Source organism: Brevibacillus antibioticus (assembly GCF_005217615.1).
Taxonomy (GTDB): Bacteria; Bacillota; Bacilli; order Brevibacillales; family Brevibacillaceae; genus Brevibacillus; species Brevibacillus antibioticus.
The window spans coordinates 193745-210060 of the sequence record NZ_SZNK01000001.1; the positions used below are offsets into that span (position 1 = coordinate 193745).

Sequence of the window (16316 nt, forward strand, 5' to 3'; positions counted from 1 at the left end):
TAGTAAGTATTAGCAAAGGGGGAGCATAATGAAGATACCAAATGAAAGTAAATTACTTGCTAAATCAGCTTTAAAAGCATTTGGTGGCAATCCTGCTATTCACAAATTCTGGGATGACGAAAAAATAGGTAATATTGATATTTTATCAACAACGGATAGACCATGCGAAGGTGTTACATCGTATTCAACCATTGGATTATATATGCATTCAATAGGAAAAATTGTAGATGAAAAATTTTTGAGGGTAGAAATTGTGGGGACAAGTGCAACTATCCATGAAGAATTTCCTAATATATTAGCGACTTGCGCTTTTTGTATAATCAATTCCAAAATGCCGATTTATCCAGGTAAAATATTTTTGGATGTGGTGAAGATGTATTATCCTGATATTGAAATGAAGCATGTGCTCTTCGTGCCTCCATTTCTGTGGGAAGATCAGTTACAAACAATTGATCTTCAAGATAAAAAAGTTGCATGGTTACTTGCTGTCCCGATTTCAGAAAAAGAATATTTATTTGCTGAACAACATGGTTCAAATAAACTTGAAGATTTATTTGAGCAAAAGCAGATAGACATTTTCGATATGGAGCGAAAATCAGTTTTATAGTATCACTAGGTCTGTCAAAAGTTTTGTCTAAACTTGATATACAACCTCAACATTTAAGAGCGTAAGGCTTATTCCATCTTTGAACTACGAAGAGGAGTAAGCTTTTTTACATGAATATGAACTGAAAGGCTTAGAGAGGCTATGTAGTTAATACCATAGAGAGGTTAGTAGGTGAAGGAAACTATAGGGACAAATTTGAGATACAGTTGAGAATAACTAAGGTAAAACTAACAAAACAAGTTGAAGTCCTATAGTGGTAATTAGAAATCCAGTTACCATCTTTTTTGGGGGGGGGGAGAAGTGGGGAGGAAGGGAATTATAAAAAGAAAATTTTGGAGACGTTATCATGGGATTAATTAGATGGATGTTTGTAGAGAAGCCTGTTGATGAAATGACAGTAGCTTCTGTGGAGAAAAAGTTTGGTGTGAGGTTTCCGTCAGAATATAGGGAATGCGTCCAGAAATATAACGGTGGATACCCAAAACCCAATAAATTCGATTTTGACAATGGGACACAGGGAGTTTTTAATGATTTAATTAGTTTTACTGATGAAGTATTAAATATTCAAATGTTTTTTGACTTTAAAGATGATCCGTGTACCATGGGAATAGTACCATTTGGCAGAGATCCGTTTGGAAATTTACTTTGCTTTGATTTTCGCAATTCTCTAGACACACCTCATATAGTTTTTTATGATCATGAAGAAATAATAGAAAATGCAATAACTCCAATATGCAGCTCATTTAAAGAGTTATTGGAAAGAATGTATTCTTTAGAAGAAACTGAAGATACTGGAGAATAAAGATGGGGAACAAATTTGAATATTCATTTGAGGACTTAAGTAGACAGGACATCGAAAGTTTTGAGAAAAGAAATAACATAAAACTTCCTATTGACTATAAAGAATTTCTTTTAAAACATAACGGTGGAAAACCAAGTGTGAGGAGATTTGTAACTCAAGATGGTAAAATAACTTCATCAATAATGATGTTCTTTCCTTTAACAAAACAGGTAGAGATGAATTTAGAAGACAAATACAAAATGTATAATATTAGTAGAATTGTACCCTCTAACTTTCTGCCCATAGGTATTGATCCAGCCGATAGTTTAATCTGTTTATCGGTAAATGGGAATGATGTAGGAAAAGTTTATTTTTGTGACATGGATTATTTTGAGGAAGATAAGGAGTTAAAAGAAGAATTTATTGTCGTAATTGCTGAAAACTTTACAGATTTTACAAGTAAGTTGTTTGTATCTGATAACAACTAATGTAGAAAAATAGAATGGAAGAGGAATGTAGTTATGAAAGGATTTGAAGAAAGGTTTAGTGAATTGCAAGCAGATATGTTATCTATATGTATGGAATATGTTGGAGATAGGGCCAATAAAGTATATGTTTATGCTTCATGTGAAGAAGATATGATATCGAGTAGTTTCTTTTATTTAATTAATAATAAATATGTAGAGTGTCATAAGTTGAATGATGTATTGGAGGATGGGGACGAAAGTTATGATGTTTCTACAGAAAGACAGTTTATGGTATTAAATATTATCAATGATAATATCGAAAAAATCGAAGAATTGTGCAAAGAATTCGAAAAAGACATGCCAACTGAGATGAAATTAATATATGATGCTACGAGTGGCAAGTTTCAAGCTGAATACAAGTATGATTTAGTGCACACAAATGATGATATAAAAACGGCTGATGACTTTGCTGATGATTGGTTTGAGGAGATAAAAAGTAAATCTCTTTAATGGCTCACCTTAGAAGGCTTGGGCTGATCTCCCAGTCTGTCAAAAAATTTGAGTATAAATGGCTTACAAGCCTAACAACAAGATCGTACAAAACCGACAAACCAAACACTAAAAAACATGAAAAATACGTTTATAAACTTTCAAAGGCTTATTCCAACTTGCCATACCAGGAGGAGTAAGCTTTTTTGTTCATGTCAATTTTGTCCTTTCACAAAAGATAAATAGTTCTAATCGACACTTTGGTGGATTGGGTAGATAAATGTATGATATCGATAACTTTGTGTGCCTGTTGACGTAAAAGTAAATTATGAGGGGGATTCGCTACGAGCGTCTAGTATTAATATAAATTACATAACAGTTGGTGAGCTAAAAGTTTTCGATTTAATAAATCAAAGGAGATTGGATTATGACAAAAGTATTTGAAGATTATTTTTCAGAACTACAGGCAGATATGGTGTCCATTTGTCTTGAGTATGTAAATAATAAAGCTGATATGATCTATATATACGCTTCGAATGAGTATGGACAATTTAGTACGGATGTATTTTATCAGATTAACAAGGTTATTGTTAAAAAACACAAGGTTAATGATACAGTATTAGACACGAATAGTAATTCAATACCTATCTATGATATATCAAAAGAGAGACAAGTTACGTTACTCAATATTCTAAATAAAAATCTCCGTGAAATTAGTGATTTGTGTAAGAAAAATAACAGGGAAATGCCTACGGAGATGAAAGTAATTTATGATGCATTTGAGAACAAATTAAATGCTCAATATAGTTACGAGATAAAATACACTAATGATCCTGAAAAATTACCTAGTCATATATTCAATGATTGGTTCGAAGAAATGGGTGGAAAAATATAAGGGCAATGCAAGGGGGAAAAGAACCATACATTACAATAAAAAGTACCTACAATAAATAACATAACTATCACATGATAAACTTTCAAAGGCTTATTCCAACTTGAATGATGAGGAGGAAGAGGGGCCTTTTTGGCTCTTGGAGATCCATTTTCCCGTCCAGAATCATGTTGCTGGTGCTACACAGAGGTAAATAGCTTCATTTGTTGGCATGGGCGTTCCTGTAGAAGGTGTTTACCTGGTAAATCGTATGGACTAAACACTTCCAGAGGGATTTTATAGACTATTTTAGAAGGAGGCATTTTCTTTGACTAAAATAACCATAATACTCCAATCAGAAAGTACAAGCAATTTGTTAATGACTATCAAGGAACACACTGAATTAGGCCTATCAGAGATCAAAAATCATATTAGTAACAATATTCCTCTCAAGGAAGTTGATTATATTGATAATAATGAGATGGAAAAAATGAAGGGTTTAGTAGAAGGTTTAATTAAAAATAAAGCCAATTTTAAAATTTATGAACAGGACGATGATTACAAAGAAGAGTTGCCGCTGGAACATTTTATGAATAGCTTTGAATTGTCACGACAAATTGCTGAAGATAGAGAAAGATTGCATGATATTTTAGTAGAGGAAGACGACGAATAATGAAGGGATTTAGGGCTACCACTGTGCCGGAGGGTTAGATGTTTTGTGTAAACTGGACTGGAAAAGAGTCTGTCAAGAAATTAGAGTAAACCTAAGTAAACTCCAAAACATAAACATATAAGACAAAACAAGAAACAAATTGATTATCATTTGGTAAACTTTCAAAGGCTGATGTCCATCTTTCAACAATGAGATGGAATCAGTCTTTTTGCATGCGCAAAATCAAATGAGCAGTTTGCTTACCCCGGACGATCAGGAAGAGCTGTATACATAGCTTTGAATGAGTGGCAATCCAGCTCGCTCAGACCTTTTCTGGCTTTTTGCGTTTTCCCCAAATCCCACACTTTCCCCTTACTTTTCACGAGGTTATCCCGAACATTCCCGGCGCTCGTACGGTACGATTTATTTGCAAGAAACAATAGTAGAACAGGGAGTGTTCACGCATGAAAAAAATGCTTTCCGTATCTGTAATCGCAGCGAGCTTGCTGGTAACGAGTGCCGTAGGAGCTTTTGCCGCTGAGAAAGAAGGAAAAGGAGCAGGGTGGAGCAGCCTGCCTGAAGTTCAAGCACGAAAAGCACTGCAAGTGGAGCAAAAAGCTCTCCAAGATAAACTGAAAGCTCAAACCCAGATCAACAAACAAGCATGGGGCATTCTTTGGGGCGATGTGACTCCAGAAGTACGTGAAACTGTGAAAAGCGCGCTGGCAGAGACAAAGCCGCTGCGTGAACAGAACAAGACGCTATCTGCTGAATTGAAAGAAGCGAAGAAAGCAAAGGATAAAGAAAAGGTAGCGAGAATTAAGGCTGAAATAGCCGCAAACCATACCGCTATCGAAGAAAAACTGGCGCATATCCAAACAGAATTGACCCAAGTAAAAGAGAAAAAAGCTTCTTTCCAGGAGATGAATCAAGAATTGAAGCCAATTCGCACAGAAAAGAAAGCGAACAAAGAGCAAGCAAAAGAACTGAAAACAAATGAGAAAAACACAGTGAAAGAAGCAAAAGAAGTATTCAAGTCCGGCGACAAGGAGCAAGCGGCTGCATCCTTGCAAGAGGCTGCTGATCTATTGACAAAACTGACCCAGGTACAAACCGAGATTTTGGAGCAAAAGCAAGCGATTTCCGAGATTATTCAATAAGGAACGTCTACGAGAATAGTGACAGCCCGAATCCTGTTATTGACTAGACAGATGTTCCCCCTCACATAAGAGACAGAAAGCCCGTTGCACGCCAGCGGGCTTTTTTCATTCCCAATTCGTCAGACTCCTTTGAAACATCTATACTAAAATGAAAGATAAAGACATGGGGTGAGAGGAGTTTCGATGGATATTTTAGAGAGAGCGGGTACAGTTGAGAGTAGAGAGGATATGGTTCAATTCATTTCTCACTTGATTAAGGATTATCAGGAAAATAAAAAAGAGTGGGCGAACTGATGCATACGATGGATTAAAAAATTCAAGGTCCTTTGACGATATAAGGGTTATCGATTTCTTCCCCAAGATTATCTAAATCTTGCGTAATATTGATGATAATTAAGTACCTCGATTTGCCTTTATGCTTACCCAGATCGACAACTTGATGAACCTCGATAATATCGTTTTCATATTCTCTCTGAGAGTAGCATGTTTCAAACAGCGATGATGGCAGATCTGTGTTGTCCCAATTAGCTATCTCCAATTGTACAAAAACTTGGTTTTTCTTTATGTTCATCCGGCTTTTCCCCTTTATTTGTTTTCTATTTATTTCACCTTCATCCTATAAATGGTAAAACAAGTACAAATCGCATGAGAAGCGCGGCAAATTCTTAGTTCAGGACCTGTGAGGGAATCAATGAGAAGACAGCGATCATCTTATGAATTACGGATAAGAGCAGAGATCAACGAAATAATTGCAGAGGCTTATGATGACATCAATGTGATTGCATCAGCTCCTCTCGAAACGGGATTGAAAGTGCTGACGGTCTTATTGGAGTCCGCTTGCCATGGACAAAATATCGGACCGATTGTCTTGGTAAGAGATCTGCTCAAGAACATATCCAGCGAGTGGCTTTATCAACATTTGCCTGTCATTGTCCGGGAATGCATCGACCTGGATGATGAATGGGAGTATCGCAGATTGTTGGAAGTAGTACAGGAGACAGTCCCGTTACTGCTCAAAGAATACGTCCTAGCAGGATTACATTCAAAAAACGAGGAAGTGAGAGAGGCAGCGGAAGATTACGTGGTTATGTCTGGAACAGAACACTAACTTTTGTCTCAAACAACTCAAAGAAATGTCGGAAAAGGCTTCTACCAACCCGCGAAGGAATGGTAGGAAGCCTTTTGCTTTGCCTCAAAATCATATCATTCAGGACTAACGACCCATTCAAAAAATCCCAAAAAATACCGATTGTAAGATTGTGTGTAAAATAATGGTCTTATTTGGAAGCGTGAATCCATTTCCCTAGGAGCATCGGAGGAGGGGGTTCATCTGGCAAGGAGGGGATACCATGAGCAATCGAACACTCACTTATGGAGATATACAAGTTTCGCCCTATGAATTTACTCATTTGCAAACGATGAAAGTCGTGAAAAAGATGAACGAGCATGCGCGACTAACGCTTACGGGAATCATTTCTGAAGAGCGAAAAGATAGCTACGTGAACCAGACAAATGCGCAAACATTGATCAGAGTGGCACTGGCAGATGAATCGGGTAAGCCGAAAACATGGTTCCAGGGCATCGTCTTGCACGTCCATGTCAAAGCGGTTCGCGGTATTTATTATTTGTCACTGGAGGCAATTTCTCATACGTATTTGTTGGATGTCAAAACGAGAAAGCGTTCGTTTCAAAACCCGGCGATGACCTATGCGGGGCTCGTGAAAACGGTGTTGTCCGGGTATGGAAAAGCTGATTTTATTGACTCTGTTACGAACGGTAAGGCGTTGAATACGTTTGTCATGCAGTATGAAGAAACCGATTGGCAGTTCCTGAAGAGGATGGCGTCGCGCTTTTATACAGGCTTGATCCCGACAACGGCTTTTGACATTCCCAAGTTTTATTTCGGTTTGCCAAAAGGTCAAGATAAAGGAAAGCTTGCGGTTAGTCATTATACGGTGCACAAGCGTGTCGGGGATTATCAGAGTGATGCGGAGAACAAGGTTCCGGGAATCGATGACCAGGACTATACCGTGTATGAAGTGCAGAGCGAACGAGTGTTGGAGGTCGGCAATGAGGTGAACTTCAAGTCCAGACCACTTGTCGTCGGAGAAGCGGTCACGGAGGTGAAGGAAGGCATTGTCACGCACACATACAAACTTTATCCACGGCTAGGTCTGGCGCGTAAAAAGCAGTATAACCATGCTATCATCGGGGCGTCCATCCAGGGCCGGGTGCTGCAAGTCCAGAAGGACAATGTGCGGGCCAAGCTGGACATGGATGATCAGCAGGATCAGAGCACGGCATATTGGTTCCCTTACTCTACAATTTATGCCTCCGAGGATCAAACCGGATGGTATGTCATGCCAGAGTTAAACGACCAGATTCGCATTTACTTCCCGAGCAAAAAAGAAGAGGACGGTATCGCGATCAGCTCTGTTCTCAAGGAAATCCCAGATGATGACAAGCCAGCGCCCAAAAAGAAATCCACACCGAAAAGCAATGCAGGTGGAGGTGGCGGTGGAGACCGGATGAAGGACCCTGCTGTAAAGACGTTTCGTACCAAATATGGCAAGGAAATCGTGCTGGCTCCTGACAAAATTGTGATCACGGCGGGAGATATGTCGATCACGATCAGTGATTCGAGTGGAATCGATATCCAGAGTAGCAAGAATGTGAATATAACAGCGGATAAGGACATGAAGCTATCAGCTTCTTCTCTTCATATTAGTGCGGATAAAATCGAGCTGAGTGGAAAAGGAAATACGATCAAGCTGGAAGACAAGATCGAGCTGAAAGGTTCGGAAATCAAGATGAACTAGAGGGGGCACTTACATCGATGAAGAAAGAGGAAGCGCTCCAGCATCTGCACGATAACACCTTCCGGCCAGCGTTGGCTGAAAGCGTAGCGACACTCGAGCGCTATTTCCAGCAAAATAAAGATCAGCTCGTCCGGGAGTTCGTGGAGTCTTTTCGGCAAATGCTCCAGCAGATTGATTTCATGCAGAACAACCAGGAGCTTCCCCCTGTCGGTTTTATTCACTACTCATTGCTTCGGACAACCGTATTGGATGGCACGCATACATTTTTGATGGAGGCTTATACGGAGCAATGGTACTGGGAGCCAGTGGAATGCTATGCAAGGTACAATGCAGCATGGGCTTTGCAAGAGCCTTCCAAGCTCATTTCGCTACTGGACGAACGCCGAAAAATGTACATGGGGATCATACACGCTGCTGATGTAGAGTTTATGGTGCTAAAGGAAATAGAGCTTTTCAGTCAGTTTGTCACAGCCCTTGCCCGCGTAGCGATTCCGGAAGTCATTAAACTGCCTGAGTACCAGCAAATTAGGAAAGCTGAGCGTCTGTACATACGAGTGGGCGAATTCAAAGACATCAGTGAAGTGGTGCACGTAGAAGAGCGAATCAAGCGGGGGGAGAAGGAGAGCAGAAGTCTGCTTGGGCAACCGAAAGGAACATTTTGCACCCATGAAACATTCGCCCTTATGGATTTGCCGCGAAGCAATGTAGATGCACTGGATTTGCGCTATTGTGATTTTAGTGGCAGTGATTTTACAGACAGTCAGTTCCGTGAGTGTGTTCTATTTGGAACAAGGTGGGTAAAGAGCAAGCTTCCACGCACCGATTTCAGCCATTCGCTTCTTTGTGATGCCGATTTTCGTCATGCTGACTTGAGTGGAGCCATCTTCTCTTATACCGAGGGACAAGGAGTCAGTGCGGACGAGCTGCATCGTGTACCGGGCTTACTCGGTGTCCAATTTGCATATGCTGATTTGCAAGGAGCAGATTTTCGCCACTCTCGTCTGTATCATGCGAATTTTCATGGAGCCAATATGCAGAATGCCGTTTTTTTCGAAACGGACCGTGAGCGCTTTGTATTGAGCGAAGCACAGATACAGCAGATTGAATGGAAAGCGGTATAAAGGAGGCGGGAAGACATGCGCGATTATTACTTGCTAGCAGATGACAGTCGAATAGCTCAACAGGTCGTACCATCGGGTCTGGGGCTGCAAAAGGAAAATACCTTCGAGCTACTCCCGCCGATATCTGTTCTCGAGGTCAACACGGATGGGGCTCATACCTACACAGATTGGTTGGAAAAGCCACTGCCGATGATTTCGGAGCGGATGAAAACCATTACTGCCAAATACAACCCGAGCATACAATGGAAGCGTGTCGATTTGATTGACAGCGACACCAATCTGCGAAACGTCTACTGGGCCATGCAAGTACCTGCTGTAGATTGTCTTTCCATGGAGACTGCGTTTCATTTGAATGGAACGGTAAAGAGAATTGTATTAGATACCGATAAGATAAAAGCACATCATTTCTTTAAAGTTCAAGGGATTTTGGAGCCGTATATCGTGGTGAGTCTGGATACTGCAGAAAGCTTCCTACGCAGAAGCTTGAACGGATTTGTGCTGCAAAAAGTAGAGCAGGCACTGCGGAGGGAGCTATGACGATCTACTGGGATGAAAAGATTTTGGATGTATGGAACAGCATCCAGACGCGGCGTCAACTCGTTGAAATGGAAGAACAGCAGGTGCAATTGACGCTTGCGGAGTGTTTGGATGGCGTGCGAAAAGGCTACTTGGAGTACGAAGGACGCAGATTCGAATTCGTGGAGAATGTACTCTTTGACGGGCAGCTCGGCATTCAGCTGCCCCGTTCGATGCAGCTCATGCCGAAAGGACGCGGGTCAAATAGCGGAGGGAATCGTCAGCACGAGCAAATTTCCTATAAAGAGGAAGAGAGCGCGGTCATGCTCGGCATGAATCATATGGCACATCTGTTGCCGATGAGCGGCGTGGAACCTTTTGTGCAGGCGATGACAGCACAAGTCAAAAAGGCGCAGGCGGGCTTGCAGGTCGTACATCATGAGCTGATCGAGCTGGATGGATGCAGGGTTGCCTGCAGCGAATTTATCATTCCGCTCGAGGACAAAACCTACTATCAAATCTTGTTCGCGACATCGGTAAACGGGCGGGCACTACTCGGGAGCTTTCATTTTGAGTCTGAGGAAGTGCTCATGTGGCAGCCTTTGGCTCATGCGTTGATTCGCACGCTGCGGGTAGAGAACGTTTGATCATGACATAACAGGGAGGGTTCCAATTGGAACAGCAAGAGCATCAACAGCAATGGCAAGTGAGCGTGCCTGAAAATGAGCGGGTCATGTCGGTCAAGGAATGGCTGATTACTTTTTTAATTATGATGGTGCCCGTGGTCAATCTCGTGATGTATTTTGTTTGGGCATTTGGCAGTGAAGGCAATCTAAACAGAAAGAACTGGGCAAAAGCGAACTTGCTGATTATAGGCGTTTGCATCGGGTTGTACATAAGCGTATTCTTTTTACTTATGATCGTGGCATTCATTGCAACATCGGTTAAACAATAGCGAGAACAGTGAATTGGTAAAAAACGTGGAGGGTATAGAATGGATCACCAAGCGTATGTGGAAGGAAGCGTAGCGGAAAACGAAAAGGTCATGACAATGAAAGCTTGGATACCTGTCGCGTTGCTCATGATGCTTCCGTTTGTAAATATTGTTTTTTTATTTGTCTGGGCTTTTGGTTCAGATGGGAATCTAAATCGTAAAAACTTTGCCAAAGCTAGCTTGTTGTTTATGGCCATTTTTTTGGGTGTATACTTCGTCTTTGGTTCGATAACCACAATTATCACGTTTATTTTAATCGCCATGGAAAGGTAATCAGGTACGATCTAAGACGTCTACAAGGCATATTCCAACTCGAATCACCGAGGAGGAATATGCCTTGTTTTTTTACACGGAGCACTACACCAGCTTTGCTTTTTTGACGTGCTTTTTCATCAGCAGATTGCCGAAATAGCAGCCGAGCAATCCGCCGACAAACGAAATCGAGCACATGGTGAGAATCATGCTGGGGGTTTCAAAGTAATAGAGCATCGCAGAAAGCTGCTCAGGTGTATAGCTTTTTTCCAAGGTTGCGAGATACGATTCGCGGAAGAATATAAGCGGGACAACCCCGCAAAGCGAATAGCCGACATAAAAAACAGAATAGCTGATCGCATTGCGCACAGGATTCAGATAAGAGCCTTTTCCCCATAGGATCAGTTCGCAGATGAGTCCGATAACAGCTAAGGTAAGTAAATAATTCGCGTAGCCAAAACCAACGAAATACAATCCAGTCAAGACAGTTGTAAAAAATAGAGTCCCGGGCTTGGCAATTTTATTAGACATGACCATATAAATCGGACCGTTGAGTAGCGCAGTAAAGCCGCCAACCAGTAAATGAGAAACAACGGTAATAATCGGGGCAAAAGTCATCAGTATCAGCATGACGACGTTAAAGATCGCGAGTGTAATAATATCTCGCATGGTCCATCTGCCGCTTTGGGCAGCTAATGATGCTTGGGCTTGCATGTAACATCCTCCCTCAGACATAAGTAGCCGATCTGCTTGACGAACTCTCTCTACTTGCGATCCCCCTTTTGTAGGAATGCTGGAAAAAAGTTTGCTAGTGGTTCGTACGGTTGTCAGTATAATAACACAATATTGATAATGAGAATCGTTGTCAAAATATAAAAAGCCCGAATTTCAATATTTTGGGATATATTTCGAGCTTTTTCGTCTATTATCTCCGTATTTTTCCGTTTTTCTTGAACAATCGCCAAAATATTACAAGTTGAACAATCTGCAAAATAATCATTCTGGTGAACGTAGGACGAGATAATCGGGGAAAATAGCGGAAATGTACCAGAAAACGGAAAAGGAAGGACTTGTCTATATTTGGCAAAAATGCATAAGAATCATTATCATGTACGTTGTGCCAAAGCGGTACAGCAAGAGACGAAATGGAGGAGTACATATGAGCATGGATACGATAGCGAAATCATGGCTGCTTACTCAGCCGCAAGCAAAAGACAGCGTTCGCCTATTTTGTTTTCCTTACGCAGGGGGAGGGGGCTCGATTTACCGGGGATGGGCACAGGCTTTTCCTAGTGATATTGGCGTTTACCCCGTTCAGCTTCCAGGGAGGGAAAACAGAATTGCCGAGCAAGCGTACTCAGATATGGGAACGCTGGTGGAAGAGCTGGCCCAAGTGATTTATCCGTATTTGAATCGCCCGTTTCTATTTTTCGGCCACAGCATGGGCTCTCGAATTGCCTTTGAGCTGGCACGTACCGTACGGAGCAAATGGGGGCGACTTCCGCTTGGCCTCATCGTATCAGGAGGGCGAGCCCCACACTTCCCGGAGCCAAAGCCTATTTACCATTTGCCGGATGATGATTTTGTCGAAGCGCTGCGACGCTTTTCTGGGACACCAGAGGCGATCCTGCAAAGCAAGGAGCTCATGGAGTTGTTCATGCCGCTGTTGCGTGCGGACTTTACGCTCGACGAAACCTATGTGTATGCCGAGGAGCCTCCGCTTGATTGCCCGATTGCTGCGTACTGCGGGACAGAGGATCGAGAAGCCACGCAGGAAGAAATGGAGGCTTGGGCTCGCCATACAAGTGCCGGATTTACGTTGGAAATGGTAAACGGCGGACATTTTTTCCTGACGACAAACAAACAGGTGCTTCTGCAGTCTGTAATCAAAATGCTCGGACAATACCGAAGTGCGAATAACCCACTTGTCTGAGGGGACAAAATCAGCGCTGGAGGAATCGGCCTCTTTGGTACTAGCTAAAGGGGAAGTACATATTTGGCTGACGCTTGTGCAAGCATGGGAACACAGTATAGCAGGAGCTGGAAGGTGAACTGTCTGCCGAAGAGCTCGATAAACGGGCACGATTTCATTTCCACGCAGACAGGGAACGCTATGTTGTTCACATGGACTGCTGAGAAGGATGACTGGGCGGTATCAAGGAATTTCTCCTCCCGCGGTTTAATACGAGTGCAATTTGAACGGGAAACCGTTTTGTTGTGGCGGTCGCTTTTTCACGCGATCGCCTTCTCGGCGTTGACGTGTAGCATTTGCGTCACATTCCGATAGACCGTAAATCGGGGGTGTTGGAACAAGAATATTCTATTATACTGATAAATTTTATCGGGTTTAATGAAACTATATAATTGTGTAATAATATGGAAATCCTACTGTGAAAAACGAAGAAATCGTGAGAAAACGGAAGGAAACCAAACCTATATTTCCCAAATGTAGAAAAAACAGCTTATGACTGAAATTGACAATGAGAATCACTATCAATATCTTGTTGTTAGACAAACCAACATGATGCGTACATCGACAAGGCAGTACTCTGCATGATCCGGCTTCGGGCGCAAAGAGTGACCCGCAGTTACACAGGAGGAGGACGGAATGAAAGTAAGTACGGAGTGGTATGAGCAAGCTGCAATAGCTTATGAACAGCGTGGTTTTTGGGAGCCGTTGACACTTGGGCAGCAATTGCGCAAATGGGCGGAAGAGTACCAAAACAAAGAAGCGCTGGTGGAGGACGAAGAGAGACTTACTTATAGCGAGCTCGACAGCAAGGTGGATGCGCTTGCTTCCGGTTTTTATCACATGGGAATTCAAAAAGGCGACAATGTAGCTGTCCAGCTTCCGAATCGAATTTCTTTCGTACTGACTTGCTTTGCCCTGTTTCGCATCGGCGCTGTGCCGATTCTCGTATTGCCGGCTCACCGAGAGGCTGAATTGGACGGGATTTTTGCACTCGCAAGGCCAGTTGCTTATATCATTCCAACGACATTTCTCGGTTTTGATTACACGAAAATGGCAGAAGATTTAGTCAAAAGGCATGCGTCGGTCAAATTCGTCATGACGGATGGGGAAAGTCCGATCGGGAGGAACTTGGCTGAGATAAGCGGACCGCCAATCGAGCTGGAAGCCCCTTCGTACAAAGACACTGCGCTATTGCTGTTGTCTGGCGGTACGACAGGCATACCCAAGCTGATTCCTAGAACCCACGCAGATTACGTCTACAATGCAAAAGCAACGGCAGCCCGTTGCCAACTGACAGAGAAGAGCGTCTATCTAGCAGTTTTGCCGATTGCCCATAACTTCCCTCTGTGTTGCCCAGGTATCTTAGGCACACTGTCCGTTGGCGGCAAGATCGTGCTATGTAAAACGACCAGCTGCGACGAAGCTTTTCCGCTGATAGAGAAAGAGCGCGTGACCATTACCGGCCTCGTGCCTTCGATCGTGCAAGTATGGCAGGAAGTGCTGGAATGGGATACGGAAAGCGACCTGTCGAGTCTGGAGGTTCTTCAGGTTGGAGGCTCCATGCTGGATGATAATCTCGCCACCCGCATCACCCGAGAATGGAAATGCAAGCTCCAGCAAGTATTTGGAATGGCCGAGGGGCTTATCTGCTGCACATCACTGGATGATCCAGAGTCGATCATTACTAGCTGCCAGGGGCGTCCGATTTCCGAAGGGGATGAAGTGCGAATTGTGGATGAGCATGGAAACGATGTCGCGCCAGGTGAATACGGAGAACTGATTGTGCGGGGACCGTATACGATTCGAGGCTACTACAGAGCGGAGGAACAAAACCGCGAGAGCTTTACGCCTGATGGCTTTTATCGCTCTGGGGACAAGGCCAGGATCACGCCAGAAGGAAATATTCAAATCGGTGGACGGATCAAAGAGCAAATCAACCGAGCGGGCGAAAAAATCATGCCAGCTGAAGTAGAGACGTACCTGCGCATGCACCCAGCTATTAAGGACGCGGCGTTGATCACACTTCCCGATCCAGTGCTAGGCGAGAAAAGCTGCGCATTTTTGATCACCGACGACGAAAAAATTAGCTTGGCGGACGTCCATGCCTTCTTCCAGGAAAAAGGAGTAGCACGCTACAAAATGCCAGACCAAATCGAACACATCGATTACTGGCCGCTGACCAGCGTCGGAAAAGTCAATAAAGCCAAGCTAAAAGAACTGGTGTTAGCGTCGAAGTCAGAGCCGAAGCCAGCGGAAATCACTTACCTGGAAGAGACGTTTGCTTTTGTGGGTGATGCGCATATGGCAGCGGCGCTGATTGCAGAGCGCAGCGGGTATGAAAACTACCTGCTCTATGAAAACGGCGATGAGCTGTCGCTAGGAATGGGGATTCATGCGTTTCTCTACGTGGATGGGGAGCAGACGACGTTGACTTATGGGAACGAGACTCTCCGTTTCGACAACAACGAGCTGAGTGAGACGCTCGAAAAAGCAATGGCACAGGTGCCGATTCAAAACTGGCGCGCTTATGGAACTGTCAACTTTGGCATGGCGCGTTATTATCAAGGCTTGCCGCTCATGCCAGAAGAGGATTGCTTGCTCAAGCTGTTTATTCCTGAGGTCGAGCTGCGTTTTAACAAAGGCGCGGTCTTATTGAGAGCCTTGCGTGAAGAGAAGCAGAGTGAATTCAGCCAACTGCTGGGCGAGCTGTCGATGAACACGCAAGACGAGCAACAGCTGACTCAAAGAGTGGACAAGCCGAAGCTGTCCGTCCCGCAAGCCGATACATACGACGCGGAAGCCTACATGCAAAATGTGGCCGAAGCTGTACGCGAAATACAGGAACGCAAATACCACAAGGTCATCGTGTCGCGAAAAATTCCGCTTGATCACGAGCTGGATCTGGTTGCGAGCTATATCGCTGGCAGAAGAGTGAATACGCCGGCTCGCTCTTTCCTCGTTAGCTTGGATGGTCTTGGTGCGGCCGGTTTTAGCCCGGAGACGGTAGTAGAAGTCGATAGCGACGGATGGGTGAGTACTTTCCCACTCGCGGGAACACGGGCAAAAGGCAGCAGTGAAGAAGAGGCGAACAGGCTCAAAGAAGAGCTGCTGAATGACCCGAAGGAAATTGCCGAGCACGCTGTTTCCGTCAAGCTGGCATTCGAAGAGCTGAAAATCGTTTGCGACTCAACAAGTATCGTCTTGAACGATTTTATGTCAGTAGCTAGCCGAGGAACGGTTCAGCATATCGCTTCTCGCTTGAAAGGGAAACTGAAACAAGAATGCAATTCATGGGATGCCTTCCGCGCATTGTTCCCAGCTGTTACCGCTTCGGGAATCCCGAAAAAAGAATCGATCGAAGCGATTGGCAGATTAGAGACCGTGTCACGAGGTCTATACAGTGGGTGCGTCATGACTTTTGACAGCGACGGTGCCATGGATGCGGCTCTCGTGCTGCGAACGATTTATCAAAAGGACAACCAAGCTTGGCTGCATGCCGGAGCTGGTGTCGTCGAAATGTCTTTGCCGTCCAGAGAACTGGAAGAAACGCGTGAAAAACTGAGCAGCTTCTCCAGGCAGCTGATTGGAAAAGAATAGGGGCTTGCATGAGAGAGG

18 protein-coding genes are annotated in these 16316 nt (G+C 43.6%); 16 read left to right on the top strand and 2 right to left on the bottom strand.

The window, feature by feature from the left end; all coding sequences use genetic code 11:
* Nucleotides 1-28 precede the first annotated feature (28 nt).
* The 7 genes from E8L90_RS00930 to E8L90_RS00960 all read left to right on the top strand — a co-directional run bounded on the left by E8L90_RS00930 (nt 29) and on the right by E8L90_RS00960 (nt 5027).
* Nucleotides 29-607: a suppressor of fused domain protein gene (locus E8L90_RS00930; protein ID WP_137027596.1), complete on the top strand. Its 579-nt coding sequence runs from the start codon at nt 29-31 to the stop codon at nt 605-607.
* Nucleotides 608-953: 346 nt separating this feature from the next.
* Nucleotides 954-1409, top strand: a complete 456-nt coding sequence (locus tag E8L90_RS00935; RefSeq protein ID WP_137027597.1) for an SMI1/KNR4 family protein — start codon at nt 954-956, stop codon at nt 1407-1409.
* Between the two features lie 2 nt (nt 1410-1411).
* On the top strand, nt 1412-1876 hold the full coding sequence (locus E8L90_RS00940) for an SMI1/KNR4 family protein (RefSeq protein ID WP_137027598.1): 465 nt from the start codon (nt 1412-1414) through the stop codon (nt 1874-1876).
* A 33-nt stretch (nt 1877-1909) separates the two neighbouring features.
* Nucleotides 1910-2365: an immunity protein YezG family protein gene (locus E8L90_RS00945; RefSeq protein WP_137027599.1), complete on the top strand. Its 456-nt coding sequence runs from the start codon at nt 1910-1912 to the stop codon at nt 2363-2365.
* 406 nt (nt 2366-2771) lie between these two features.
* Nucleotides 2772-3239 (top strand): DUF600 domain-containing protein, encoded by a 468-nt coding sequence (locus E8L90_RS00950; protein WP_137027600.1) that lies wholly within the window; start codon nt 2772-2774, stop codon nt 3237-3239.
* Nucleotides 3240-3543: 304 nt separating this feature from the next.
* Entirely contained in the window at nt 3544-3888 is a 345-nt protein-coding gene (locus E8L90_RS00955; RefSeq protein ID WP_137027601.1) for a hypothetical protein, read from the top strand.
* Between the two features lie 443 nt (nt 3889-4331).
* On the top strand, nt 4332-5027 hold the full coding sequence (locus E8L90_RS00960; RefSeq protein ID WP_137027602.1) for a hypothetical protein: 696 nt from the start codon (nt 4332-4334) through the stop codon (nt 5025-5027).
* Nucleotides 5028-5343: 316 nt separating this feature from the next.
* Here the strand turns inward: E8L90_RS00960 and E8L90_RS00965 are convergent, their stop codons facing one another.
* Nucleotides 5344-5598, bottom strand: a complete 255-nt coding sequence (locus E8L90_RS00965) for a hypothetical protein (protein ID WP_137027603.1) — start codon at nt 5596-5598, stop codon at nt 5344-5346.
* Between the two features lie 120 nt (nt 5599-5718).
* Between E8L90_RS00965 and E8L90_RS00970 the strand changes: the two genes are divergently transcribed.
* The 7 genes from E8L90_RS00970 to E8L90_RS01000 all read left to right on the top strand — a co-directional run bounded on the left by E8L90_RS00970 (nt 5719) and on the right by E8L90_RS01000 (nt 10750).
* Complete coding sequence (locus E8L90_RS00970; RefSeq protein ID WP_137027604.1) at nt 5719-6135, top strand: hypothetical protein; 417 nt, start codon at nt 5719-5721, stop codon at nt 6133-6135.
* Nucleotides 6136-6376: 241 nt separating this feature from the next.
* On the top strand, nt 6377-7846 hold the full coding sequence (locus tag E8L90_RS00975; protein ID WP_137027605.1) for a contractile injection system protein, VgrG/Pvc8 family: 1470 nt from the start codon (nt 6377-6379) through the stop codon (nt 7844-7846).
* Nucleotides 7847-7863: 17 nt separating this feature from the next.
* Complete coding sequence (locus tag E8L90_RS00980; RefSeq protein WP_137027606.1) at nt 7864-8967, top strand: pentapeptide repeat-containing protein; 1104 nt, start codon at nt 7864-7866, stop codon at nt 8965-8967.
* Nucleotides 8968-8982: 15 nt separating this feature from the next.
* The gene (locus tag E8L90_RS00985; RefSeq protein WP_137027607.1) at nt 8983-9504 is read left to right on the top strand and encodes an imm11 family protein; all 522 of its coding nucleotides are present in this window, start codon (nt 8983-8985) and stop codon (nt 9502-9504) included.
* Nucleotides 9501-10130 carry a hypothetical protein gene (locus tag E8L90_RS00990; protein WP_137027608.1) on the top strand — a complete coding sequence of 210 codons (630 nt, stop codon included), beginning with the start codon at nt 9501-9503 and terminating at the stop codon, nt 10128-10130. Before E8L90_RS00985 ends, E8L90_RS00990 begins: the two co-directional genes overlap by 4 nt.
* Before the next feature lie 26 nt (nt 10131-10156).
* On the top strand, nt 10157-10438 hold the full coding sequence (locus tag E8L90_RS00995) for a hypothetical protein (protein ID WP_137027609.1): 282 nt from the start codon (nt 10157-10159) through the stop codon (nt 10436-10438).
* A gap of 39 nt (nt 10439-10477) precedes the next feature.
* Nucleotides 10478-10750, top strand: coding sequence for a hypothetical protein (locus E8L90_RS01000; RefSeq protein ID WP_137027610.1), 273 nt, complete (start codon nt 10478-10480; stop codon nt 10748-10750).
* An 84-nt stretch (nt 10751-10834) separates the two neighbouring features.
* On the opposite strand, the gene E8L90_RS01005 is transcribed toward E8L90_RS01000, so the two are convergent.
* Entirely contained in the window at nt 10835-11443 is a 609-nt protein-coding gene (locus E8L90_RS01005) for an MptD family putative ECF transporter S component (RefSeq protein ID WP_137027611.1), read from the bottom strand.
* A gap of 451 nt (nt 11444-11894) precedes the next feature.
* On the opposite strand from E8L90_RS01005, the gene E8L90_RS01010 reads away from it, so the two are divergent.
* Together E8L90_RS01010 and E8L90_RS01020 are read left to right on the top strand one after the other, a co-directional pair.
* Entirely contained in the window at nt 11895-12662 is a 768-nt protein-coding gene (locus E8L90_RS01010) for a thioesterase II family protein (RefSeq protein ID WP_244297123.1), read from the top strand.
* Between the two features lie 675 nt (nt 12663-13337).
* Nucleotides 13338-16298, top strand: a complete 2961-nt coding sequence (locus E8L90_RS01020; protein ID WP_137027613.1) for a salicylate synthase — start codon at nt 13338-13340, stop codon at nt 16296-16298.
* The last annotated feature ends 18 nt before the right edge of the window (nt 16299-16316 follow it).